We start from the raw sequence: 23,930 nt of genomic DNA on the forward strand, positions 1-23,930 counted from the left end.
GATCAGCCTGGTATGGCCGCGAGCTGCGGCTCTCCGCCGGCTTTTTCGGCTTTCGGCCTGCCGTAGGCCTTCAGAAAGGTCCGCACCGCATTGCGTGCCGCCTTTTCCAGTTCTTCATTGCTGGGTGTGCCGCCGAACAGCGTCATCATCTGCAGGTCTGCATTGGCGAGCGCCACGAACTGCCGGGCGGCGACGTCGAAATCATCGATAGCCAGCGCCTGTTTGTGGGCAAGCCGCGCCAGAAGCGCGGAAAGCGCAGTGGTCAGTTTGCCCGGCCCCTGTTGGCGCCAGCTTTCGAAGAGGTGCGGATATCGCTCGCCCTCCGTCTGCACCAGTTTGCGCAGGAATTTTCCGTCATGATTGCAGATGCAATTTTTGTTGAGGCGCACGGCAAACGCCGTCAGAGCGTCCTCCAGATCGTCGGCGCTGTCAGGAAAAGTCGACAGCACGGAAAAGAGCATGGCGTTGGCGCGGTTCATCACATCCTCGACCACGGCGACGAAGAGCGTCTCCTTTTCACGGTAGTGATTGTAGATCGTCTGGCGGGACACACAAGCGACGGCGGCGATCTCGTCGATGCTGGCGGCTGCAAAACCCTGGCGGCAGAAGACATCGGCGGCGGCGTCGAGGATCGACATACGCTTGGCGCATTGTCCACGCTGCGTATGCCCCATCATCCGGACTGCCGGTCTCATGCTATTTTTCATCGAGCGAAGATAAGACGTCTTGACGATTTAGACAATGGCGTCTAATTTTACAGGCGTGTCCAAATTTATTGACACTCTTGAGTTCGTTGCTGGAGATCTCCCAACTTCATCATCGCGCGAACGATCATCATTGAACCCAGCGCATCGGCGCGAAGATCGCACTGATTTTCGGAGAGCAGGATGCGTCGATTCCAAAGAGTGCGGAGCGACGATCCGGCGCTTCCGCTGCGCTTTTACGAAAGATTACCATTATGACGGCTTCCTTCTTTCGCATTGCCCTCATTCTCGGCCTGTTGTCGGCCATCGGTCCCTTTGCCATCGACATGTATCTGCCTGCGCTGCCCTCCATCGGCCAGGACCTGCATGCCGATAACAGCGTCACCCAGCTGACCCTGCTCGCTTTCTTCATCTCCTTTGCGCTTGCCCAGCTCGTCTACGGGCCGCTGTCGGACATGTGGGGCCGCAAGCTGCCGCTCTATCTCGGTATCGGTCTCTTCGCAGTCGCGTCGATCGGCTGCGCTTTTGCGACCGATATCGAAACGCTGATCGCCTTCCGTTTCGTCCAGGGCATCGGCGGTGCCGCCGGCATGGTCATTCCGCGCGCCATCGTCCGCGACATGCACACCGGCGTCCAGGCCGCGCGGCTGATGTCGCTGCTGATGCTGGTCTTCTCGATCTCGCCGATCCTGGCGCCGCTGACCGGTAGCGCCGTCATCGAGCTCTCAGGCTGGCGCGGCGTATTCTGGGCCGTGACCGGCGCTGCGGTGATCGGCCTCCTCCTGCTTTCCACCCAGCTTGAGGAAACCCGCCCGGGCGAGGAGCGAAACGGCAGCGGCCTCGGCAGCGCCATGAAGGCCTATCGCCTGCTGCTCGCCGATCGCAATTTCCTGACGCTGACCTTCATCGGCGGCCTCGGCATTTCGAGCTTCCTCGTTTATCTCGCCAACTCGCCCTTCGTGCTGATCCAGCATTACGGGCTGACGCCGACCGAATACAGCCTCGCCTTCTCGATCAATGCCGTCTCCTTCTTCGCGGTATCGCAGGCAACGGGCTGGCTCGGGGAGCGTTTCGGCCTGGTGCGCGTCATGCGGATTGCCGTCAGCGCCTTTGCGCTGGCCATGATCGTCATGGCTGTGGTGATGGCTGCAGGCTTCAACCAGCTGCCTGTTATGGCGACCTTCCTGTTCATCGGCTACGGCTTCCTTGGCCTCGTCATTCCGACGAGCGCGGTGCTTGCGCTGGAGGAACACGGCGCGATCGCCGGCACCGCCTCGTCGCTGATGGGCACGCTGCATTTCGTCATCGCCGCCGTCGCCATGGTTATTTCGAGCCTGTTCTTCGACGGCACCGCCGTTCCGATGGCCGCCGGTATTGCGCTTTGCGCTTTGCGCCTTCTCGGCCTTCGTGCTGACGCAGGCGACGATCGGCCGCCGCGCCGCCGTTGCCGCCGCCGAATAACGGAAAACTGGCTGCACCCGGCAGCGGGTGCGGCCCCGCCATCTTCCGGGAAAGTACAACGAGCGATTGATTATCGGCGATCTGCACTATCTACGCCTGACGATGCGTTGTGATACCGGAGGATGAGGATGGTCGACGAGAAGCGGCTGATTTCGAAAATCACCTGGAAGCTGATGCCGTTTCTCGGCATCCTCTATCTGATCGCCTATATCGACCGGCAGAACGTCAGCTTCGCCAAGTTGCAGATGGTCGATGCGCTCGGGCTGAGCGAATATGCCTATGGCCTTGGCGCTTCGCTCTTCTTCATCGGCTATTTTCTCTTCGAGGTCCCGAGCAATCTCTTCCTCGACAGGCTCGGCGCGCGGGTCTGGTTCGCGCGCATCCTGGTCTCCTGGGGGCTTGTCACCGTGGCGCTCGCCTTCACGCAGAACGCGACGATGTTTTATATCCTGCGGTTCCTGCTCGGTGTCTGCGAAGCCGGTTTCTTCCCTGGCGTCCTCTACCTCCTGACGCTCTGGTTCCCTTCGGTCTATCGCGGCCGGATGGTCGGGCTGTTCATGATCTTCAGCGCCATCGCCAATGCCGTCGGCGCACCGCTCGGCGGCGTGCTGCTTGATCTCGACGGCCTCTATGGCTTTGCAGGCTGGGAGTGGGTCTTCCTGGCAACTGGCGTGCCGGCCGTCATTGCCGGCGTCGTCACCTTCTTCTATCTTCCCGGCCGGCCGGAGAGCGCAGGGTTTCTCAGCCGTGAGGAGAAGGAGTGGCTGCAACGCCGGCTCACTGCGGAAAATGCCGGCATGGGCGAAAATGCCGGAAACGGTTTCAAGGCGCTCGTCGATCCGCGCGTCCTGCTGATGGCGCTCTGCTATATCGCCTTTCCGCTGTCGGCCTATGGCCTCAGCTATTGGCTGCCGACCATCGTCCAGGTTTTCGGCGTCAGCAACACGGTCAACGGCTTCCTCAACATCATCCCCTGGCTGCTGGTCGCCGTCTCGCTCTATGCCATTCCCGCCATGGCCGACAAGGCGCAATCGAAGACGCCCTATATCGTCATCCCGGCCTTCATCGGCGCTGCCTGCCTGCTGCTGTCGGCGCTGATCCCGAACCATACGGTGCAGTTCGCCTTCCTCTGCGTCGCCGCCGCCGGGATTTTCGCGCCCCAGCCGGTGTTCTGGAGCCTGCCCTCGCGCTTCCTGAAAGGGGCGGGTGCGGCGGCCGGCCTTGCCGCCATTAACTCGGTCGGAAACCTCGGCGGCTTCGTCGCCCAGAACGTCGTGCCCTGGATCAAGGATGAGAGCGGCAGCACGATCGCGCCAATGTTCTTCCTGGCCGGCTGCCTTGCTGCCGGCGCCCTGCTGGTCTTCGTCGTCGCACATCAGCTGGCGAACCGGGAACAGTCGGCGCCGAGCCGGGCCTGAAATCGGCCTTGGTCTCAGCCCGCCAGAGTGAAAGCGTCGCTTTCGCCTGGAACAAGCTCCATCGGCCAGATCCTGTTGCGGGCTCCCTGCGGATAATGCTCGGCATAGGCCGGCATGGTGGCGAGCAGGGTTTCGCCGAGCTGGGCGCCGAGATCACGCAGCGACATGCGGAAGGAGGTCAGCGTCGGCTGCAGGAAATGGGTGCGCGGCTCTTCGCGGAAGCCGACGACAGCGAGGTCGCGACCCGGCACGATGCCGGCCTCGGCCAGCCGCCGGTACAGCCCGATCGCCATCAGTTCGTGGATCAGGATGATCGCGGTCGGCCGCTCTTCCAGCATCAGCAGTTCGTGGCCGGCCTGGTAGCCGCCTTGCTCGCTCGACTTTACACGGATGATGAGGGCGGGGTCGAAGGGAATGCCGTGGCGTTTCAACGCCTGACGGTAACTGTCGATGAAGATATAGCCGAGATTGATGTCGGAGGAGGGGGCAGCCACGGCAATCCGCCGGTGGCCCTTCGCAACGAGCCGGTCGACGCCGCGTGCCGCTACGCCCTCGAAATCCAGATCCATCCAGGTATAACTGCCGCCCGACGCGCTGCGGCCGAGCGCCACGAAGGGGATACGGGCCTTTTCTAGAAGCTCGATGCGCCGGTCGGTGCGCCGCGTCGCCGAAATGATCAGCGCGTCGACCAGCCGGCGCGCCACCATGCGCTTCAGATATTCGTGCGGATCCTCGTCGTCGGGGCAGGGCAGCATGACCAGATCGAGCTTGTGACGGGAAAAGACGCTCTGCAGCCCGTCGGTGACGCCGAGGAAGAAATCGTCGCTGTTTTCGACCGTCTCGCGGCTGACCTCGAGCATCAGCCCGATGACATTGGTCATGCCCTGGCGCAGGCTGCGGCCCGACTGGTTGGCGACATAACCGAGCTCTTCGGCGGCGGCGAGCACGCGCCGGCGCGTGTCTTCATTGACATCCGGCTTGCCGTTCAGCGCCCGGGACACGGTCCCGATCGAAATGTCGAGGTGCTCGGCGAGCTGGCGAATTCCTTTCATCTCAGGCGACTTTCCTCCCCACCCGATCGCATCAAGCCCTTCTTGCCACAGGATTGCGCCCGCGAGAAGCGGTAAGAGATGTTAGGGTTTGAAGCTGTGGCGGATGACGAGTTCCGGAATGACGCGTTCGGAAGCCGGCGCGAGTCCGGGTTTTCGAGCCGCCGCTCCATCAGATCGACGGCGCGCTGTGCCATGACCAGCGGGTCCTGGCGGAAGGTGGTCAGCTGGTAGCTCAGCCAGGAGGATTCCGGCACGTCGTCGAAGCCGATGACGGCGATATCCTGCGGAATGCTTAGCCGCGCTTCCAGGCGCGCGACATCCACCAATCCGAAGGCGATCAGGTCGTTGGCGCAGAAGATAGCATCGGGCTTTATTCTTTCGGAGAAGAGGGCGCGCCCGGCGGTGACGCCGCCCTGATAGTCGGAATCGCCGCCGCGTGCGACGACGACTGATGCACCGAGCGACTCGGCCGCCGAAACGAAGGCGCTTTCGCGTTCCAGGATAGCAGGCGTTCCCGAGTTGGAGCCGATCACTGCCAGCCGACGTCTGCCGTTTTGATAAAAGACCGCTGCCGCCTTGCGCGAGGCTTCGGAATTGCCGGCGCGCACATGATCGGCGTCGGGCTCCGAACGGCCGATGACCACGAGCGGCTGGCCGTTGCGCTGGGCGAGTTCGAGGAAACTCGCCGGCGGCGAGCCGGACAGGATGATGATCGCCTCGGCGCGGTGGCCGATCAGCATCTTCTGGGCGGCAAGCAGTTCGTCTTCCGTCTGGCCGGTGTTGATGAGGACCGGAATGCTGCCGCGCCGGATCAGCGCTTTGGCAAGGGCGGCGGCCAGATGCGCGCGAAAACCCACTTCCGGCCGTGTGGCGACGATGCCGACGAGGCGGCTTTGATTGGCAAGCACGCCGCGCGCCAGGTCGTTGACGTGATAGCCGAGCTCTTCAGCCGCCCGCAGCACTTTCTCGCGCGTTATTGGCGCAACGCTCGCGCCTGGCGTAAACGTGCGCGAGACAGCCGAACGCGAAACGCCCGCCAGCTGCGCCACCTGTTCGGCGCTGACGAAGCGCCTACGCTCTTTTTTCGGCACCTTGCCGCCGTTCACGGGACCATCATTCATCGGCTGTCAGCTATTGCTTGTCTCTGACAGCCGGATGACAGGCGGTAGGGTCGGGGGAATTTATACGAAAACGCCGTCGCGGCATGCCGGTTGGGACCCGGACTGTACCGATGGCTGCCCCTCACCCTAACCCTCTCCCCGTAAACCGAGCGAGGGGACGTGCCCTGCGACGGGCCAAGGGGGACGGAGAGGTTGCGGTACTGTCCCTTCGCCCCGTTTACGGGGAGCAAGAAAGTGGCGGCAGCCGGATGAGAGGCTCGTCTCTTGAGGGGATGTCGCTGATATTGAACAAGAAAGCCGAGGCTGCGGGACGCAGCCTCGGCTGGAGACAAACCGGGGGCGATTAAGACCAACGCCGCCGCAACAATTCAGGGGCTATTCGCAGACCCGCACGGTTTCGGTGTGATAGTAGCCGTCATAGCGGTTGCGGACGTCGCGGTCCTCATACCAGCACCTCGGCGCCGGCTCGACATAGCGAGGGCCATCGACGTAGTAGCGCGGGCCGCTATTGGCGATCGCGCCGCCGATAAGGCCGCCCACCACACCTGCGGCAACGCCTCCGGCAATGACTCGGCCGGTATCGTTGTGGTGATGACGGTCACGCGCGGCAGCAGGCTGGATAGCCGATCCAACAAGGGCCGTCGCGATCAACAGGCTGCTAATGATTCTCTTCATGACATTCTCCTCAGTGGCATTTGCCCCGGATAAAAGGGAAATGCGGCAGCAACGCGTTTGTTCGTTCAAACTTTGCGACAAGTGGTTAATTCAAGTCATACGCGCCATCAAGTCGCCGACTGCGCCGCCGTTGTCTCCTCCAGCACGTCCTCGGGAATATCGTCGAACGAGGCGTAGTTAAGGTTATAGAGTTTGGAATAGAGCTTTCCGTTCTTCATCAGCTGGCGGTGGTCGCCGCTTTCGATGATCTCGCCGTTCTGCAGCACGATGATGCGGTCGGCTTCGCGGATCGTCGCCAGGCGGTGGGCGATGACGAGCCCGGTGCGGTTTTCGAGCAGCTTCACCAGCGCCTTCTGGATCAGCATCTCGGTATAGCTGTCGATATTGGCCGTCGCCTCGTCGAGCACCAGGATCTTCGCATCCGCCACAAGGGCGCGGGCAAAGCTCAAAAGCTGGCGCTGGCCGAGGGAGAGATTGCCGCCGCGCTCGCCGAGAACGCTGTCGTAGCCATCGGCCAGACGCATGATGAAATCATGCGCACCGACGGCCCTGGCCGCCTCGATCACCTGCTCGCGGGTCGCATCTACCTTGTGGTAGCGGATGTTTTCAAAGACCGTGCCGGTAAAGAGGAAGGGCTCCTGCAGCACCATGGCGATCTGTGCTCCGAGCGAATCCTGCGTCAGGTCACGCACATCGTGGCCGCCGACCAGCACCTGGCCCTGCTGCACGTCGTAGAAGCGATGGATCAGCGACATGCAGCTCGATTTGCCCGATCCCGTCGGACCCACAAGCGCCACCGTCTCGCCGGGATTGACCTTGAAGCTCACATGTTTCAGCACCGGATGCTTCGGATTGTAGCCGAAGACGACATCCTTGAATTCCACCGATCCGTCCATGTCGCGTGACAATGTCTTGGCGTCGGGTGCGTCCTTGATGTCAACAGGCACGTCGAGCACTTCGGTCAGGCGCTGGCCCGAGGCCATGGCGCGCTGCATCACCGAATATTGCAACGTCAGCGAACGGATGGGGTCGAAGAAGCGCTGGATATAGAACAGAAAGGCGACGAGCACGCCGACATCAAGCGCCTGGTTGAGAACGCGGGCGCCTCCGACGACGATGACGAGTGCCATCGCCACGCCGGTCAGGCTGTCGACGATCGGCACCATGACCTGGGCATAACGCGCCGCGGTCAGATGCGTCTTGAGATTGGCATGCGCCTTGTCGTCGTAGAGCATGAAGTTGACGCCCTGCCGGTCCATGCTCTGGACGGCGCGCACGCCGTGGATGGCTTCGGCGAGCGCGCCGTTCGCAACCGAATTGGTCTCATGCGCGGCCATGAAGGACTTGCGGGCGAGCGGCAGCCAGAATAGCCGGACGATGAACAGCACCGGCAGCACGGAGAGGGTCAGCAGCCCCAGCTTGAAATCGAGATAGAGCATCACGAAGATGATGCCGAAGAGCAGCACGATGTCGCCGACTGACAGCACCGAGGTTTCGAGGAATTCCTGCATCGAGTTGACGTCGCCCTGCAGGCGCGACATCAGCCGGCCCACCTCGGTCTTGTCCATGAACGAGAGCGAAACCCGCTGGAGATGCGAAAACATCGCCTTGCGGATGTCGAAGAGCACCTCTTCCGCGACATTGCCGACCAGCGTCTCCTGGGCGTAGCTTGCCGCATAGTTGATCAGGATGGCGATGGCAAAGGCGGCGAACGCCCAGATCAGCGCCGCATGATTGCCGCCCGGCGACATGCCGTGGTCGATGGCGTAGCGGATGATCAGCGGAATCAGCAATTGCATCGTGGTGAAAGTCAATACCGCGACAACAGCCCAGAGGACCTGGGTACGGTAAGGTCGAACGAAAGCCCAGATCCGCTTGATGATATTGCCGTCGAAGGCCTTGCCGAACATTTCCTCCTCGACGCGATGCGAACCGACCACCGCCCGCGGCGGGCGGCGACCATCCTCGCGAACGTCGGGACGCTCGGTTTCCAGTTCCTCGGCCATCACATTCCTCCTGCGGCCATGACGTCGGGTGGCCTGCATCCCATTGCTTGTCCCCTTCTCCCCAGCGGGGGTCGAAGGACGAGTCGACCCGCGGCTCGACCCGGTCAGTGGCCCGAAGGGCGGATGAGGGGGCCGCACGGCACGCCCTATTTGCCCTTCGCTTCCGCTCAGGACACTCGTCGCGCCTCGCCCCCTGATCGCCTCGCTTTGCTCGGCACTTCTCCCAGCTGGGGAGAAGCGGGTATGATTACGCGCTCAACACCTCGTCGCCCGGCCGCACCTGCAGGTCATAGAGCGCCTTGTAGCGCCCGCCGAGCGAAAGCAGCGTCTGATGCGTGCCGCGCTCGACGATCCTTCCGTCTTCGACGAACAGGATCAGGTCGGCATGCATCAGCGAGCTCAGGCGATGAGCGACGATGATCGTCACGCGGTCGGCGGCATAGCGACGCATGGCGCTGCGGATGCGCTGCTCGGTGGCCGCGTCGATCGCCGCCGTCGAATCGTCGAACACCATGACAGCCGGCTTCAGCATCAGCGCGCGGGCGATCGACAGCCGCTGCCGCTGACCGCCGGAGAGCGACACGCCGCGCTCGCCGACGACGGTGCCGTAACCGGTGGGAAGGCCGAGCACGTAATTGTGCAGCTGAGCGCTTTCGCTGGCGCGTTCGATGCGGCTTTCCTTCGCCCAGGGATCGCCATAGGCGATGTTGTTCTCGATCGTCGTCGTGAACAGGAAGGAATCCTGCTGGACGACCGCAACGGAACGGCGCAGCGACTGCAGCGTCGCCTTGCGGATGTCCTGGCCGTCGATGGTGATCCTGCCGCGGCTGACATCGTAGAAGCGCGGAATAAGATGGGCGATGGTCGACTTGCCGCTGCCGGGAGGGCCGACGATGCCGATGGTCTGGCCGCGCCTGGCTTCAAAGGAGACGTCGTGAAGCACGGTGCGCTTTTCCGCGCCGGGATAGGCGAAGCTGACATTTTCGAAGCGCAGCACGTCGTCCGTCACCGCCAATTCTCTGGCATCCGGCGCGTCCTTGATCGCGATGTCAAGGTCGAGAAGGTTGAAGAGGCGCGACCCGCAGGTGGAGGCGCGGGCAAAGGCGTTGACCATCAGGCCGAGCTGGCGCACCGGCATCTGCAGGATGGTCATGAAGGTCAGAAACGAGGCGAACGTGCCGACGGTGATCTCGCCCGACATCACCTTGCCGCCGCCGACCCAGAGGACAAGGCCCATGGCGGCGAAGAAGGAGAAGGTCATGGCGCTGGTATTGACGACACGGATGCCGACGCGTTGATGGGCGAGCGCCAGCGCGTTCTTCGAGGCCGCCTCGAATTTCGACAATTCGTGCTCCTGTGCGGCAAAGGCGCGCACGACGCGGATGCCGCCGAGATTCTCCTCCATGATGCGGGTCAGCACCGAAAGCCGCTCCTGCAGGTCGAGCCAGGTGGCGCGCAGCCTGAGCTGCGTCACCGAGGAGCGCCAGCCGACAAAAGGCACGAAGGACAGCGCCAGCAGGCCGAGCACGACGTCGGTCGACAGCAGCATATAGGCACCGATGCCGATCAGGATCGACAGCAGGATCATGCGGACCAGCGCCGTCGAAAAATACATGCGCACGCCTTCGAGATCGAGCAGGCCGACGGTGATCAGGTCGCCGGAATGCACCGTGTCATGGAAGCTGAAGGAGAGGCGCTGGATCTTTTCGTAGCAGGCCAGCCGCAGCTCGTAGCCCATGTGGTGGCCGACGGATTCGCTGAAATAGTTCTGCACCATGGTGAAGAGACCGCGCAGCACGCTGGCGCCGAGCAGCAGCAGCGCCGTGGTCAGAAGCGCGTCCTGCGCCGCCTGACCGGCCGCGCCGCCGCCCATCGCCGTCTGCGTGTGGTCGACGGCCTGGCCGAGAAGGCGGGGAATCATCAGCTGGAAGGTCGAGGCGATGAGGGTGGCGCCGATCGCCAAGCCGGCCTGCCAGGGATGACGGAAGGCCATTACGGTGATGCGCACCAGCGTATAGAGGCCTCTGCCCCAGCCTGCCGCAGTTGCAAGCGCCATCGAAGCCGAAGGCTTCGTCGCGCGTGTTGACGCATCGCTGCTCACGGTATTTTTCCAATAGATGTGGTGCTCGGACGCTGGCCCGAAAAGACGGCAAATCCATGAAGGGATTGATAGCACCGTCATTTTTGCCGATTCCAACCGGGCGTTCAAGTAAAGAATTCACCAACTGGTTATTTTTACGTGAGGTTCCCCCCGCGTCCCAGCGGGAACAATCGGCGCTCGGATGGGTTGCAGCAGCAAACCCCTGTCAGGCAACCGTTACGGAGAGACCGATGCCGCTGAAAGCCCTTGCTCTCAACGCGACGCTGAAGGCCAGCGATGCCAAGGATCCGTCGTCGACCGAGCGGATGATCGCTCTCGTCGACAAGGCGATGGCTGAATACGGCGTTACGACCGAAGTGCTGCGGCTTGCCGATTTCAACATCAAGCCGGGCGTCACCTCGGACGAAGGCGCTGACGACGACTGGCCCGATATTCGCGCCAAGGTCCTCGCCGCGGATATCCTGTTGATGGCGACGCCGATCTGGCTCGGCCAGCCATCCAGCGTCTGCAAGCGGGTGCTCGAGCGCATGGATGCCTTCCTCGACGAGAAGGACGATCAGGGCCGCATGGTGTCCTACGGCAGGGTCGCGGCCGTTGCCGTCGTCGGCAACGAGGACGGCGCCCATCACGTGTCGGCCGAACTCTACCAGGCGCTGAACGACGTCGGCTTCACCATTCCGGCGAATGCCGTTGCCTATTGGGTCGGAGAGGCGATGGGCTCCACCAATTTCGTCGATCTCGACAAGGTGCCGAAGGTCGTGACGAAAGCCGTCGATATGCTGGCGCGCAACACGGCGCATCTGGCGGGCCTGCTGAAGGCGAAGCAATATCCGGGCGAGGGCGGCTGAGGGCTTCACACAAACTTACAAGTATATCAATGACTTATGGTAAGAAATAATAAAGCCCTTGCCAGGGGTGCCGTTTAGCGCTTTCATACACGACCAGTTTAATAGACTATCGGCGAGGGGATCCCTCGTGTTCTTGGCGGGGTTCCCCGGTTGGACCCCGAGCTGCGGCGTCAATGGCCGCGTGACCCTCATCAACGCGTGATCCGCTGTTTACGCGTTGAAACCTCGATCGACCCCAGGCTGCGAAGGAAGCGCAAAGGAGTTGCGATGACGGTTCAGGGACTTTTTTCCGGAAGAGCCAAGGCGGCAGCGCAGATCTCGGCCGTGCCGCGCATAGCGATCGTCGGGCGCGGCTTCTCCGGAATGATGACGGCCATTGCGCTGATGAAGACGGTGCGCGCACCCTTCCATCTGCAACTGTTCGATCCGAATTCGTCGGTCAGCGGCGGCCAGGCGCTGGCCTCGGCCCGCGCCTCGACGATCCTCAACACCCGCGTGCGTGATCTCTCTGTTTCGGTCGGTGACAGCGACGATTTCAACGACTGGCTCTGTAGCAACGCCGCTTTCCGCGCCGCCGTGCCGGCCGCCATTCCCGGTTTCCGGCAGATCTTCGTGCCGAAGGAGATCTTCAGCGATTATGTCTACCAGCGCTTTTCGGAAGCGCTCGCCGCGCGCCGGGACATCACCGTCCAGGTCTGCAACGATCCCGTGGTGGCGATCCGCCGCAGCCACGGCAACCGCTTCCTGCTCGAAAGCGCCAATCCAGCCAATCCGCTGTTCGATACGGTGATTCTCGCCACCGGCTACGGCCTGGGCGATCCGGATGCCGAGGAGCCGGGCGCGTCGCCGGTCAGGGCCCAGCGCCTCGTCGCGCGGCCTCATGCCGTGTTGCTCGGCAGCGGCATTCGCGTCGTCGATCAGTTGCTGCAGCTGCGCGATTCTGGTTATGCCGGCCAGGTGACGATCATTTCCCGGCGCGGCTTCCTGCCCCAGAGCCATACGCCGAATTCCGCCGATCCGGTGTTTCCGGCCGAAGCGCTGCCGGAGAGCCTGCCCGACATTGTGCGTTTCATCCGCCAGGCCTGTCGCGAGGCGGAAGAAGAGGGGCGAAGCTGGCAATCGGTGATGAACGGTCTGAGGAAACATGCCCGCTCTCTGTGGAGATCGCTGCCGGCCCGCGACAAACATCAGTTCAACCGTCATTTGCGGGCGATCTACGACAGCCACCGCAATCGCCTGCCGGAGGCCATGCACCTGCGCCTGAAACGCGAGCTTGCCGAAGGCCGCACGGTGCTGCGCCGCGGCCGGGCCGGCCGCCAGGGGCTGAGCGGCCTGTTCTTCACGCCGGCCGGCTCCTCTGTCGAAGAGGTCATCCATGCCGAGCGCATCATCGATTGCCGCTGCCGGGCGCCGGATCTTTCCGCGCCGCTGATGCAGAGCCTGTTTTCCGCCGGTCTCGCCATGCCGGACGAACTTTCGCTCGGGCTGGCGGTCAATGCGCGCGGCGAGCCCTTCCTGGCGGACGGTTCGACGGTTGCCGGGCTTTTTGCCGTCGGTCCGCTCGGCCTCGGCAGTCTTCCCGATATCGATCTCGTGCCGGAGATCGTCTCGCAGGCCTATGCTGCTGCCGAGCACATCGGTGAGCGGTTCCATCCACAGGTCAGGGCCATGTGAAAAGTGTGATATTTTCGGAACCTTCTGCCCGGTGTAGCGTTAAGAGCGCTGGTAACCGAGAGGGGCAGATGGAAGTGCTGGATCGACATGATACGTCTCTTGATGAAGAGGGACGCTTTCGCCTTCTGGTCGATGCCATCACCGACTACGCCATCTACATGCTGAGCCCGGAAGGCATCGTCACCAGCTGGAATACCGGCGCTCAACGGTTCAAGGGCTACAAACCTTCGGAAATTCTCGGCGAGCACTTTTCCCGTTTCTATGTGGACGAGGATCGAGCCGCGGGCATCCCCGAGCGCGCGCTCATCACGGCGGTGGAAGAGGGCCGGTACGAGGGGGAGGGCTGGCGCCGGCGCAAGGACGGCAGCCGCTTCTGGGCGCATGTGGTCATCGATCCCATCCGCCATCCCACCGGCGAACTGGTTGGCTTTGCCAAGATCACCCGCGATCTGACCGAACGCAGGGCCGCCGAACACGCGATCCGCCAGAGCGAGGAGCAATTTCGCCGTCTGATTCAGGGCGTTTCGGACTATGCGATCTACATGCTCGATCCTGAGGGCAATGTCAGCAGCTGGAATTTCGGCGCCGAGCGCATCAAGGGTTATCGGCCTGATGAAATCATCGGCCGGCATTTCTCGACCTTCTATACGCCCGAGGACCGCGCGGCCGGGCTGCCGGAGAAGGCGCTCCGGGTCGCGCGCGCCGAAGGCCGGTTCGAAAGGGAGGGCTGGCGTGTCCGCAAGGATGGCAGCCGTTTCTGGGCGAGTGTCGTCGTCGACGCTATCCGCGACGAAGACGGCGAAGTACTAGGTTTCGCCAAGATCACCCGCGACATCACCGAAAAGATGGAGACGCAGCGGGCGTTGGAGCAGGCGCGCGAAGAGCTTTTCCAATCGCAAAAGATGGAGGCGATCGGCCAATTGACCGGCGGTATCGCCCATGATTTCAACAATCTGCTGATGGCCGTGCTCGGCAGTCTCGAACTCCTGAAGAAGCGCATGCCGCAGGACCGCTTGCTGACGTCGCTGGTCGACAATGCCATGCAGGGCGCCCAGCGGGGTGCTGCCTTGACGCAGCGCATGCTTGCCTTTTCCCGCCGGCAGGAGCTGCACATGGAGCCGATCGACGTCTCAGGCCTGGTGCGCGGCATGATGGAAATTCTGAGCCGGTCGCTCGGCCCCCTCACCACGATCGAGACTTCCTTCCCGGTCAGGCTGCCGACAATCCTCACCGACCCCAACCAGCTGGAGATGGCGATCCTCAATCTCGTCGTCAACGCGCGAGACGCCATGCCTTCCGGCGGCCGCATCATGCTTCGCGCATCCGAGGAAACGATAACCGCAGGCAAGGGGCCGCTGCCGGCCGGCCGCTATATAAGAATCGCGGTGATCGATGAAGGCGAGGGCATGGATGCGAAGACGCTGGAGCAGGCGGTCACGCCGTTCTTCACTACCAAGGGTGTCGGCAAGGGCACAGGCCTCGGCCTTTCCATGGTGCAAGGTCTCGCGAGCCAGTCCGGCGGCCGGCTCATCCTGAAGAGCACGCTGGGCGAAGGCACGACGGCCGAGCTATGGTTTCCTATCGTCATTGCCGAACAGACCGCCGAAGCATCGGCCGACATGCCGCAAAAGCCGGATAACGCACCGCAGGGGCTGCGCATTGTCGCCGTCGATGACGACGGCCTGGTCCTGATGAATACGACGCTGATGCTGGAGGATCTCGGCCACACCGTTTTCGAGGCGATGGCCGGTCCGGAGGCGCTCGACATTCTGCGCAAGGAACCGGTCGATCTGGTCATCTGCGATCACGCGATGCCACGGATGACAGGGGCGCAGCTCGCCCAAGCGATCCGCAACGAGTGGCCTGAAATGCCGATCATTCTCGCCACCGGTTACGCCGATCTGCCCGATGGGCCCGGTGCCGCCGATCTGCCCCGCCTGGGCAAGCCCTTCTCGCAGGCGCAGCTTGCCGAAGCGATCAGTCGGATTGCGGTTTAGCCGTAAGCTGACCGGCACTTTAGGCGCGAAGCTTCTCGTCGCCATTATCCTGAATGACAGTGCGGCCGGCTCCGAGTTCTGAGGTCGTCGGAATTTGCTGTTTATCCGTCGTGGCCGCATTTGCGCCGTCCAGCAAGCGCTTTTCGGTCTCTTGCAGGTCGAGGATCGCCTGTTCGATAGTGTCAGCCGGAGTTTCGCGCGAGGCTGCGCGCCGCCGATGATGCCGCCACCACGCGACGAGCAGGCGTCGGCTCGGGACTTCTATCGTCTCGTGAATGAACCATGCTCCTGCCGCCGCAACGCCAAGCGCCACCAGGACGAGTACCGGTTCGGGAATCAGACCGTCGAAGGCCCGGCCTACAAGGAACGTGATGGGGACGTGGAAAAGATAGAGCGAAAAGCTGATCGCGCCCAAGAACCGCATGGGTGCCGCTGCCAGGACATGGTCTGCGATCGGAGGCTGTCGAGCGGCGAGCGCCACGATGACGGCTGCCGCGATCGCACTTTGAAGCCCCCAGAATACAGGCGAGAAACCGGGCAAGACATGCCTGTACGTGAAGAACACCGCCAGAAGGAACAGCGTGAAAGCGCCCGTGAGGGCGGATGGCCTCCACCTGTCCCAGCAGGAATGCATCGCCCCGGCAAGCGCGCCGAACAGAAAATAGGGGAGCTTGGAAAGAAGCAGTATACCTGGTCCCGGCAGCTCGAGCAGACCATCCACCACGACCAGCACCGCCAAACCTGCGATCACACCGCTATAGCGCTGCGGGCGGGTCAAGCAGAGCCAAAGGATCGGGAAGAACAGATAGAACTGAATTTCGGGTGGAATTGACCAGAAAACCCCGCTCGAGCCCAGAAGAAAGACATGGCGGAGAAATTCCGTGCCGCCGATGATCGGCTGAACGAAGTTTAGACTGTGCATGCCGGACAGGGCCGCCACGAGCAGGACTGCAGCCAGATAGACCGGATAGATGCGGGCAAAGCGGCTGACAAGAAAATCCAGGACGGTTTCCTTGGTGACCGGTCGTGAGCCGTAGAGATGGGCCATCAGAAAGCCGCTGAGGGCGAAGAACAGGCCGACGGCTTCGCTGCCCATTGTGATGAAATGCAAGCCTGTGTTTGGAAAGACAAGCCCGATATGTGCTTGCACGACCAGAAGCGCGGCGAGACCGCGCAGACCATCGAGACTGGGGATGTAATCCGGCCGGCTCATGTGCAGCTTTATATGTTCTGTTCAGGCAAGCAGTATCGGACATCGCTTTACAAGAGATTAATCCGAGGCGCGGAGACGACCGCTGTGCAACTGTTGCTTGCCGGAGCGCTTGCACCGCTGCAAAGCGGCAGCGACTTACGTCCGGCGGCCTCTTCCGATCTCGCCGCGAACAACAAACACCAGCAATACCAGCACCATCACCGCCAGCCCGTACCAAGTGATCGCATAAACGAGATGGTTGTTGGGGAAATGGATGATCGTCAGGCCGCCGACGGGCAGACCGCCGGGATTGGCAGCGGCGTCGGCATCGATGAAATAGGGCGCGACTGCGCCGAGGCCGCGCTTTTGGGCGATCGCGGCGACATCGCGCGAATACCAGCGGTCGGCGGCGACGTCGTTTGATTGGAGCAGCGATCCCTTCGGCTCGGTCATCCGCAGCAGCCCGGTGATCTCGATGACATCAGACAGCTGACCCTCGCGGCGCGAGGCGGGGTCGCGCCTGTCCGTCGGCACGAAGCCGCGATTGACGAGGATGGCGGTGCCGTCGGCGAGCATCAGCGGCGTCATCACCCAATAACCCGGACCGAGAACGGTCGAGGCGTAGACCAGCGTTTCCTTGTCGTTTGCCAGCATTCCTTCGACGGTCACCCGGCGATATTCGTCGCTGCCGGCATTGACCTTGTCCCAGTCGGCGCGCCCCGGGCCTGGCACGGCGGCTGCGTGCACGCGCTGATCGACGCGGGCGATGAGGTCGCGCTTCCAGCCCAGGCGTTGAACCTGCCAAGTGCCGAGACCAAACAGGATGGCGGCGAGCAGTGCCAGGCAGACGGCGAAAAGCGCGCGTTTTGCCCGGAAATGCCGTCTTTCCAATTTTTGCGTGGAGGCTTCGCTCATTGGTCTCAGGGCGGCGCTGCCGCCGCCCTTCGTTTGCCGTTACGGCATGTTCTTCATCATCTCGGGGCTCATCGGCATCATATTGGAGTTGAGATGATGCATGACCCAGAGTGAACCGGAGAGCGCGATGGCGACGATGATGAGGGTAAAGATCAGCGCCATCATCGTCCAGCCGCCTTCGCTCCTGGGATTCATGTGCAGGAAGAAGACCATATGGACGACGATCTGGATGGCGCCGATACCCATCACCAGCACCGCCGTCAGCGCCGGGCTGGCGAACACGCCGGCCATAACAAGCCAGAAGGGAATGGCGGTCAGGACGACGGAGAGCGCGAAGCCCACCATATAGCTGCGGAACGTGCCATGGCCGGCCTGGTGGCCGTGGCTGTGGCCGTGATGCGCCTCGTGGGCATCCTCATGGGTGGGTGCTTGCGAACTCATCCGAGAACTCCGAGCAGATAGACGAAGGAAAAGACGCCGATCCAGACGACGTCGAGGAAGTGCCAGAACATCGAAAGGCACATCAGGCGGCGGCGGTTGGCCTCGATCAGCCCGTGCATCGACACCTGGACCATCAGCGTGATCAGCCAGATGATGCCGAAGGTGACGTGCAGCCCGTGGGTGCCGACAAGCGTGAAGAAGGAGGAGAGGAAGGCGCTGCGCGTCGGCCCGGCGCCCTCGTGGATCAGGTGGATGAACTCGTAAAGTTCCAACCCGATAAAGGCCGCGCCGAACAGGCCGGTCACGGCGAGCCAGAACAGCGTTTCCGCCTTGGCGTTCCGCTCCATCTGCAGCATGGCGAAGCCGTAGGTAATCGAGGAGAAGAGCAGCATCGAGGTATTGAGGGCGACGATCGGCAGATCGAAGAGATCGGCCGGCGACGGGCCGGCGGCATAGTTGCGGCCGAGCACGCCGTGCGTCGCAAACAGCACCGCAAAGATCAGGCAGTCGCTCATCAGGTAGAGCCAGAAGCCGAGATTGGTGCTCACCTCCGGATGATGGTCTTCCGTCAGGTAGAATTCAGGCTTTTCGGCCGCATCGATGGTTTGATCGCTCATGGTCATTACACCTGCTCGGCAAGCAGCGCCGTGCGCTTGCCTTCCGTTTCGGTCACTTTGCCGGCGGGAATGTAGAAGTCGCGTTTGTAGTTGAAGGTATGGCCGATCGCCACGACAAGCAGCGCGATGGCGGAAACGATCACCAGCCACCACATGTACCAGATCAGGCCGAAGGCAAGCGCGACGCTGATTGCCGACAGGATGGCGCCGGTGCCGGTATTCTTCGGCATGTGGATCGGCTTGAAGCCGCCGAGCGGGCGCTCGTAGCCGCGCCTTTTCATGTCGTACCAGCTGTCATGGTCATGGACGACGGGCGTGAAGGCGAAGTTGTAGTCCGGCGGCGGCGAGGAGGTCGACCATTCCAACGTACGGCCGTCCCAGGGATCGCCGCTGTCGTCACGCAGTTCCTCGCGTTTCATGAAGCTGACGACGATCTGGATCAGGAAAGCGGCGATGCCGAGCGCAATCAGTCCGACGCCGAAGGCGGCGATGATGAACCAGATTTGCAGTGACGGGTCCTCGAACTGGCTCATGCGGCGGGTGACGCCCATCAGGCCGAGCACGTAGAGCGGCATGAAGGCGAACCAGAAGCCGATCTGCCAGAACCAGAAGCTCATCTTGCCCCAGAAGGGATCGAGCTTGAAGCCGAAGGCCTTCGGAAACCAGTAGTTCACGCCGGCGAACATGCCGAACAGAACGCCGCCGATGATGACGTTGTGGAAATGGGCGATGAGGAACAGCGAATTGTGCAGCACGAAGTCGGCCGGCGGCACCGCCAGCATGACGCCGGTCATGCCACCGATGACGAAGGTCACCATGAAGCCGACCGTCCACAGCATCGGCACCTCGTAGCGGATACGGCCGCGATACATGGTGAAGAGCCAGTTGAAGATCTTCGCTCCCGTGGGGATCGAGATGATCATCGTGGTGATGCCGAAGAAGGAGTTGACGCTGGCGCCCGAGCCCATCGTGAAGAAGTGGTGCAGCCAGACGATGTAGGACAGGATCATGATCACGCAGGTGGCGTAGACCATTGAGGCATAGCCGAACAGGCGTTTGCCGGAGAAGGTGGCGACGACTTCCGAGAAGATGCCGAAGGCCGGCAGCACCAGGATGTAGACCTCCGGATGGCCCCAGATCCAGATGAGGTTGATGTACATCATCGGATTGCCGCCGAGGTCGTTGGTGAAGAAATTCGTGCCGGCATAGCGGTCGAGCGACAGCAGCGCGAGCGTTGCCGTCAGGATTGGGAAGGAGGCGACGATCAGCACATTGGTGCAGAGCGCTGTCCAGGTGAAGACCGGCATTTTCATGAAGGTCATGCCGGGCGCGCGCATCTTGACGATGGTGGCGATCAGGTTGATTCCCGACAGCGTCGTTCCGACACCCGCCACCTGCAGCCCCCAGATATAATAGTCGACGCCGACGCCCGGACTGTAGGCGGCTCCCGACAGCGGCGGATAGGCGAGCCAACCGGTCTGGGCAAATTCGCCGATGAACAGCGACAGCATGATGATGATCGCGCCGGCAGTGGTCATCCAGAAGGAGAAGTTGTTGAGGAAGGGGAAGGAGACGTCGCGCGCGCCGATCTGCAGCGGCACTACGAAGTTCATCAGACCGGTGACGAAGGGCATCGCCACGAAGAAGATCATGATGACGCCGTGGGCGGTGAAGATCTGGTCATAGTGGTGCGGCGGCAGGTAGCCCTCCGAACCGTTGAAGGCGATCGCCTGCTGGACGCGCATCAGGATCGCGTCGGAAAAGCCGCGCAGCAGCATGATCACTGCGAGGATCACATACATGATGCCGATCTTCTTGTGATCGACGCTGCAGATCCAGTCATGCCAGAGCGGACCCCAGAATTTTAAATAGGTGATGGCGCCGAGCACGGCGAGACCGCCGATGACGACGCCAATGAAGGTCACGACCAGAATCGGCTCGTGATAGGGGATGGCGTCGAGGGTCAACCGGCCGAAGATCAACTTCAGGAGGTCAGGATTGGAAAACATGGAACAACCCGTTCATTATGTCTTGCGACGCAAAGCGCCAGGTTAATTGTTGTTGTTGAGCTGCGTCGGCGCCGGATCGGCGCCGTTGCCCGAGCCGGGCATGGAATGGCCGTCATGCTGCATATCCATCCCGGGCATGCCGGGCATGTCGTGCTGCATGCTGCCTCCGGAATTGCGCGGCGGCTCTGCCTTTGCCGGGACGCCTGTTGCCGGCACGGTGGCCCCAGGCTCGACGACGCCTTCGCCGGCATGGCGGTTGTCGTATTGCAGCTTCTCGCGATTTTCAGCACTTTCCTTGCCGCCGCCACCCATCATATCGATGTGCATCATCTCGTTCATGCACATCTTGCCTGGCGTGGCGCACATGTTGAGGATGGCGTTGTAGAGATCGGCGTCGGCGCCTGCATAGTAGCGCACCGGCTCCTTCTCGCTCGGCTTCTCGAGCTTCAGATAGGCGTCGCGGTTGAGCATCGTGCCCTGCTGCTTGACCTTGGCCATCCAGGCGTCGAAGCCTTCGCGGGTTAGGCCATGGAACTTGAAACGCATGTGCGAGAAGCCGGCGCCGCTGTAATTGGCGGAGAAGCCTTCATATTCGCCCTCCCGGTTGATGACGGCGTGCAGCTTCGTCTCCATGCCGGGCATGGCGTAGATCTGGCCGGCAAGAGCCGGGATGTAGAAGGAGTTCATCACCGAGGAGGCGGTGATCTTGAAATTGATCGGCGTGTCGACAGGGGCGGCCATCTCGTTGACTGTGGCGATGCCGAGTTCGGGATAGAAGAACAGCCATTTCCAGTCGAGCGCCACCACCTCGACGGTCAGCGGCTTGGTATCGGCCGGGATGGCGCGCTCGGCATCGAGGCGGTCGAGCGGTCGGTAGGGATCGAGCTTATGCGTGGAAATCCAGGTGACGGCCCCGAGCGCAATGATGATCGCCAGGGGGGCCGCCCAGATGACGATTTCGAGGCGGGTCGAATGATGCCATTCCGGCGCGTAAGCGGCGGCCGTGTTGGAGCGGCGGTAGCGCCAGGCGAAGAGCAGCGTCAGGAAGATCACCGGGACGATGATCAAAAGCATCAGCACCGTCGAGATGACGATGAGATCGCGCTGTTGCACGGCGATGTCGCCTGAGGGCGCCATGACCACCATGTTGCATCCTGCCAGGAAAAGCAGCGGCAAGACGGATAGAAGGCGGGAAAACTTCACGAGTTTTTGCACGTCTCTAAGCTCTTGTTGTTTCGTTTTGACCGCGACTAAAGCACTGAACCCGATAGCGACATGAGGCGGAAAGTCGCAGTGCAGCAAAGATGCCGCAGTGCGGCAGAAATCATGTTGCGCTACCGCTTTGAAATCCTGATGAAAACGAGAAGGATTTTTTGCGCGCGCATGTCCCCTCAATATATCCGCAAGAGCCGGACAGGCCAGCTTTTGCACCGGAAAAATAGCGGCTGGGGCCACGCAATTTTTCCTGACACGGCTCGATTTGCGCCGCGATGATGAACTATTTCCATATTGCGGACTTGATAAGCCTGCGGGTTTGATCAAGATCAGCCTGGGGCGCCTTGCCGGAAGCGCCTTAACGAGGAGGCGTTTTTCATGGCTACAACATCGCATTACGGACCGTCGTCGTCGTCGCTCGAACGCGACGCGCGGCGCATTCACGACGACAAGCCGGTTTCGCCGGGCAGCATCGCCATCGGCGTGGTGATCGGCCGCATGTCGGAATTCTTTGATTTCTTCGTCTATGGCCTCGCCTCGGTCCTCGTTTTTCCGCAGCTCGTCTTTCCCTTCGCACCGGACAGGCTGACGGCGACGCTCTATTCCTTCGCCATCTTCTCGCTCGCCTTCCTCGCCCGCCCCGTCGGGTCCGTCGTCTTCATGACCATCGATCGGATGTACGGGCGCGGTACCAAGCTCACGATTGCACTCTTCCTGCTCGGCGGCTCCACGGCCTCGATCGCTTTCCTGCCGGGTTACGCGGAGATCGGCGTCTGGTCGATTGCCCTGCTGGCGCTCTTCCGTCTCGGCCAGGGCTTTGCGCTCGGCGGCGCCTGGGACGGTCTGGCATCGCTGCTCGCGCTCAACGCGCCGCCCAATCACCGCGGCTGGTACGCGATGATCCCGCAGCTCGGCGCGCCGATCGGCTTTGCACTGGCAAGCACGCTCTTCGGTTATTTCGTCGCCAACCTGTCGAGCGAGGATTTCCTCTCCTGGGGCTGGCGTTATCCCTTCTTCGTCGCCTTCGCGATCAACGTCGTGGCGCTGTTTGCGCGTCTGCGCCTGGTCATGACCAAGGAATTCGGCACGCTTTTGGAGCAGCATGAGCTGGAGGCCGCACCGATCCTCCAGGTGCTGCGCGTTCACGGCCGCGACATCCTGATCGGCGCTTTCGTGCCGCTCGCCAGTTTCGCCATGTTCCACCTGGTCACCATCTTCCCTCTCGGCTGGATGAGCCTTTACGGCAACCAGCCGATCGGCGCCTTCATGGTGGTGCAGGTGATTGGCGCCATGGTCGGCGTCATCGCCATCATCGCCTCGGGCCTGATCGCCGACCGCATCGGGCGCCGCGCCCAGCTTGCCATCTGCGCCGTCATCATCGCCGTCTTCAGCTTTATCGGGCCGATCCTGATCGCCTCCGGCAATAATGGCCACGACGCTTTCGTCATCATCGGCTTCGGCGTGCTCGGCCTGTCCTTCGGCCAGGCGACAGGCTCGATCTCGTCGCGTTTCGGCCGCGGCTATCGCTATACCGGTGCAGCCTTCACCTCGGATCTCGCCTGGCTGGTCGGCGCAGGCTTTGCGCCGCTGGTGGCGCTCAGCCTCTCCAGCCGTTTCGGCCTCACCTTCGTCGGTTACTACCTTCTCTCCGGCGCCATCTGCACGCTGGCCGCGCTGGCCTTCAGCAAGGCGCTGGAACAGCGGGAATAGGATCGAGACAGTCCGCCGGGAAACCGGCGGCTGCCTTAGCATCTATCGCAGAGAAGAGCGGCATCGTCGAAATGCAACATTTGGTCGTTGGCGATATCCACGGCTTTCCCGAAACCTTTGTCGAGCCGCTGGATGCTGGCAGCTTTCAGCGCCATGGTTTGCAACTGGCCGACCTGAGTGGGCGTCCTGATCTACGTGGGGACGCGCTTCACGACCATCTCTTTAACCAGGACGGCATGCGGCATGCGATCCGGGCACTTCGTGAGATCGACGGACGCGGGTGCTTGGGGATCGGTTTTAGCGCCGGTGGAACGGCTCTGTGGAATGCGGTCAGAGAGGGTCTGGAACTCCATGCGCTGATCTGCGTGTCATCAACCAGGTTGCGCTTCGAAACGTCTCCCCTCGATATACCCACCATGGTCTTCTGGGGAGAGCTCGATCCATACCGGCCAACTGAAAGCTGGAACAACGCTGTTCCCCAGTGCTGGAAAATCTACGCCGGCAAGCAGCATGATTTTTATCGGCTCGATGCGCTTACAGCGCGATCTGCGTTGAGGTCGGATATTGCCGCCTTTGTCGAAGGCCGAGGCCCGTTTGAATAGGGCGTATTCTGTGTCGCTTGGCCGCTTCGGCCTCAATTTCGTCGATTACTACTGTCCGGCGCCATCTGCGCGCGGCAGCACTCGCCTTTCAGCAGGGCGCTGGAGCAGCGTCAATAGGCGGATTTGGACACGGGCTCGCGCCTCGGACACCAGCCCCTCATCCGCCTGCCAG

At 62.1% G+C, this 23,930-nt stretch carries 17 protein-coding genes and 2 pseudogenes; 7 read left to right on the forward strand and 12 right to left on the reverse strand.

The features are described from left to right. Positions 1 to 2: 2 nt before the first annotated feature. Entirely contained in the window at positions 3 to 707 is a 705-nt protein-coding gene (locus tag ACQ7C1_RS16015) for a TetR/AcrR family transcriptional regulator (protein WP_430958982.1), read from the reverse strand. A gap of 251 nt (positions 708 to 958) precedes the next feature. On the opposite strand from ACQ7C1_RS16015, the pseudogene ACQ7C1_RS16020 reads away from it, so the two are divergent. Together ACQ7C1_RS16020 and ACQ7C1_RS16025 are read left to right on the forward strand one after the other, a co-directional pair. Beyond that, positions 959 to 2,165, forward strand: a pseudogene (locus ACQ7C1_RS16020) (multidrug effflux MFS transporter). Between the two features lie 128 nt (positions 2,166 to 2,293). Further along, positions 2,294 to 3,583: an MFS transporter gene (locus ACQ7C1_RS16025; protein WP_097598790.1), complete on the forward strand. Its 1,290-nt coding sequence runs from the start codon at positions 2,294 to 2,296 to the stop codon at positions 3,581 to 3,583. Positions 3,584 to 3,597: 14 nt separating this feature from the next. Here ACQ7C1_RS16025 and ACQ7C1_RS16030 read toward each other — a convergent pair whose 3' ends face one another. From ACQ7C1_RS16030 to ACQ7C1_RS16050, 5 genes and pseudogenes are all read right to left on the reverse strand, one after another. Continuing rightward, positions 3,598 to 4,635 carry a LacI family DNA-binding transcriptional regulator gene (locus tag ACQ7C1_RS16030; protein WP_097598791.1) on the reverse strand — a complete coding sequence of 346 codons (1,038 nt, stop codon included), beginning with the start codon at positions 4,633 to 4,635 and terminating at the stop codon, positions 3,598 to 3,600. 81 nt (positions 4,636 to 4,716) lie between these two features. Further along, a pseudogene (locus ACQ7C1_RS16035) lies at positions 4,717 to 5,756 on the reverse strand (LacI family DNA-binding transcriptional regulator). A 375-nt stretch (positions 5,757 to 6,131) separates the two neighbouring features. After that, the gene (locus tag ACQ7C1_RS16040; RefSeq protein ID WP_430958983.1) at positions 6,132 to 6,431 is read right to left on the reverse strand and encodes a hypothetical protein; all 300 of its coding nucleotides are present in this window, start codon (positions 6,429 to 6,431) and stop codon (positions 6,132 to 6,134) included. Positions 6,432 to 6,538: 107 nt separating this feature from the next. Then, positions 6,539 to 8,437 carry an ABC transporter ATP-binding protein gene (locus ACQ7C1_RS16045; protein ID WP_430958984.1) on the reverse strand — a complete coding sequence of 633 codons (1,899 nt, stop codon included), beginning with the start codon at positions 8,435 to 8,437 and terminating at the stop codon, positions 6,539 to 6,541. Positions 8,438 to 8,684: 247 nt separating this feature from the next. Next, positions 8,685 to 10,493, reverse strand: a complete 1,809-nt coding sequence (locus ACQ7C1_RS16050; RefSeq protein ID WP_430959000.1) for an ABC transporter ATP-binding protein — start codon at positions 10,491 to 10,493, stop codon at positions 8,685 to 8,687. Between the two features lie 275 nt (positions 10,494 to 10,768). Here ACQ7C1_RS16050 and ACQ7C1_RS16055 point away from each other — a divergent pair, with 275 nt between their 5' ends. From ACQ7C1_RS16055 to ACQ7C1_RS16065, 3 genes are all read left to right on the forward strand, one after another. After that, on the forward strand, positions 10,769 to 11,386 hold the full coding sequence (locus tag ACQ7C1_RS16055; RefSeq protein ID WP_430958985.1) for a flavodoxin family protein: 618 nt from the start codon (positions 10,769 to 10,771) through the stop codon (positions 11,384 to 11,386). A 267-nt stretch (positions 11,387 to 11,653) separates the two neighbouring features. Next, positions 11,654 to 13,060, forward strand: a complete 1,407-nt coding sequence (locus tag ACQ7C1_RS16060; protein ID WP_097598941.1) for an FAD/NAD(P)-binding protein — start codon at positions 11,654 to 11,656, stop codon at positions 13,058 to 13,060. A gap of 68 nt (positions 13,061 to 13,128) precedes the next feature. Further along, positions 13,129 to 15,057: a PAS domain S-box protein gene (locus ACQ7C1_RS16065; protein WP_430958986.1), complete on the forward strand. Its 1,929-nt coding sequence runs from the start codon at positions 13,129 to 13,131 to the stop codon at positions 15,055 to 15,057. 19 nt (positions 15,058 to 15,076) lie between these two features. On the opposite strand, the gene ACQ7C1_RS16070 is transcribed toward ACQ7C1_RS16065, so the two are convergent. The 6 genes from ACQ7C1_RS16070 to cyoA all read right to left on the reverse strand — a co-directional run bounded on the left by ACQ7C1_RS16070 (position 15,077) and on the right by cyoA (position 21,446). After that, positions 15,077 to 16,270 (reverse strand): acyltransferase family protein, encoded by a 1,194-nt coding sequence (locus tag ACQ7C1_RS16070; RefSeq protein WP_430958987.1) that lies wholly within the window; start codon positions 16,268 to 16,270, stop codon positions 15,077 to 15,079. A gap of 135 nt (positions 16,271 to 16,405) precedes the next feature. After that, complete coding sequence (locus ACQ7C1_RS16075) at positions 16,406 to 17,164, reverse strand: SURF1 family protein (protein WP_430958988.1); 759 nt, start codon at positions 17,162 to 17,164, stop codon at positions 16,406 to 16,408. Between the two features lie 39 nt (positions 17,165 to 17,203). After that, positions 17,204 to 17,605, reverse strand: coding sequence for a cytochrome o ubiquinol oxidase subunit IV (gene cyoD / locus ACQ7C1_RS16080; RefSeq protein ID WP_085780640.1), 402 nt, complete (start codon positions 17,603 to 17,605; stop codon positions 17,204 to 17,206). Beyond that, complete coding sequence (gene cyoC / locus ACQ7C1_RS16085; protein ID WP_430958989.1) at positions 17,602 to 18,222, reverse strand: cytochrome o ubiquinol oxidase subunit III; 621 nt, start codon at positions 18,220 to 18,222, stop codon at positions 17,602 to 17,604. Before cyoC ends, cyoD begins: the two co-directional genes overlap by 4 nt. A gap of 5 nt (positions 18,223 to 18,227) precedes the next feature. After that, positions 18,228 to 20,231, reverse strand: a complete 2,004-nt coding sequence (gene cyoB / locus ACQ7C1_RS16090; protein WP_430958990.1) for a cytochrome o ubiquinol oxidase subunit I — start codon at positions 20,229 to 20,231, stop codon at positions 18,228 to 18,230. A 42-nt stretch (positions 20,232 to 20,273) separates the two neighbouring features. Continuing rightward, entirely contained in the window at positions 20,274 to 21,446 is a 1,173-nt protein-coding gene (cyoA, locus tag ACQ7C1_RS16095) for a ubiquinol oxidase subunit II (protein WP_430958991.1), read from the reverse strand. Positions 21,447 to 21,824: 378 nt separating this feature from the next. On the opposite strand from cyoA, the gene ACQ7C1_RS16100 reads away from it, so the two are divergent. Together ACQ7C1_RS16100 and ACQ7C1_RS16105 are read left to right on the forward strand one after the other, a co-directional pair. Beyond that, positions 21,825 to 23,156 carry an MFS transporter gene (locus ACQ7C1_RS16100; RefSeq protein WP_430958992.1) on the forward strand — a complete coding sequence of 444 codons (1,332 nt, stop codon included), beginning with the start codon at positions 21,825 to 21,827 and terminating at the stop codon, positions 23,154 to 23,156. Positions 23,157 to 23,227: 71 nt separating this feature from the next. After that, positions 23,228 to 23,758, forward strand: coding sequence for an alpha/beta hydrolase (locus tag ACQ7C1_RS16105; RefSeq protein WP_430958993.1), 531 nt, complete (start codon positions 23,228 to 23,230; stop codon positions 23,756 to 23,758). The last annotated feature ends 172 nt before the right edge of the window (positions 23,759 to 23,930 follow it).

Origin of the sequence: Rhizobium sp. Nf11,1, from assembly GCF_050587665.1 — a bacterium.
Taxonomy (GTDB): Bacteria; Pseudomonadota; Alphaproteobacteria; order Rhizobiales; family Rhizobiaceae; genus Rhizobium.

Coding starts and splice junctions, on each gene's coding strand:
- cyoC (WP_430958989.1), bottom strand. CDS start 18,222: ATGAGCGATCAAACCATCGATGCGGCCGAAAAGCCTGAATTCTACCTG.
- ACQ7C1_RS16070 (WP_430958987.1), bottom strand. CDS start 16,270: ATGAGCCGGCCGGATTACATCCCCAGTCTCGATGGTCTGCGCGGTCTC.
- ACQ7C1_RS16075 (WP_430958988.1), bottom strand. CDS start 17,164: ATGAGCGAAGCCTCCACGCAAAAATTGGAAAGACGGCATTTCCGGGCA.
- ACQ7C1_RS16100 (WP_430958992.1), top strand. CDS start 21,825: ATGGCTACAACATCGCATTACGGACCGTCGTCGTCGTCGCTCGAACGC.
- ACQ7C1_RS16105 (WP_430958993.1), top strand. CDS start 23,228: ATGCAACATTTGGTCGTTGGCGATATCCACGGCTTTCCCGAAACCTTT.
- ACQ7C1_RS16015 (WP_430958982.1), bottom strand. CDS start 707: ATGAAAAATAGCATGAGACCGGCAGTCCGGATGATGGGGCATACGCAG.
- ACQ7C1_RS16055 (WP_430958985.1), top strand. CDS start 10,769: ATGCCGCTGAAAGCCCTTGCTCTCAACGCGACGCTGAAGGCCAGCGAT.
- ACQ7C1_RS16060 (WP_097598941.1), top strand. CDS start 11,654: ATGACGGTTCAGGGACTTTTTTCCGGAAGAGCCAAGGCGGCAGCGCAG.
- cyoB (WP_430958990.1), bottom strand. CDS start 20,231: ATGTTTTCCAATCCTGACCTCCTGAAGTTGATCTTCGGCCGGTTGACC.
- cyoD (WP_085780640.1), bottom strand. CDS start 17,605: ATGAGTTCGCAAGCACCCACCCATGAGGATGCCCACGAGGCGCATCAC.
- ACQ7C1_RS16045 (WP_430958984.1), bottom strand. CDS start 8,437: ATGGCCGAGGAACTGGAAACCGAGCGTCCCGACGTTCGCGAGGATGGT.
- ACQ7C1_RS16030 (WP_097598791.1), bottom strand. CDS start 4,635: ATGAAAGGAATTCGCCAGCTCGCCGAGCACCTCGACATTTCGATCGGG.
- ACQ7C1_RS16040 (WP_430958983.1), bottom strand. CDS start 6,431: ATGAAGAGAATCATTAGCAGCCTGTTGATCGCGACGGCCCTTGTTGGA.
- ACQ7C1_RS16025 (WP_097598790.1), top strand. CDS start 2,294: ATGGTCGACGAGAAGCGGCTGATTTCGAAAATCACCTGGAAGCTGATG.
- ACQ7C1_RS16050 (WP_430959000.1), bottom strand. CDS start 10,493: ATGGCGCTTGCAACTGCGGCAGGCTGGGGCAGAGGCCTCTATACGCTG.
- ACQ7C1_RS16065 (WP_430958986.1), top strand. CDS start 13,129: ATGGAAGTGCTGGATCGACATGATACGTCTCTTGATGAAGAGGGACGC.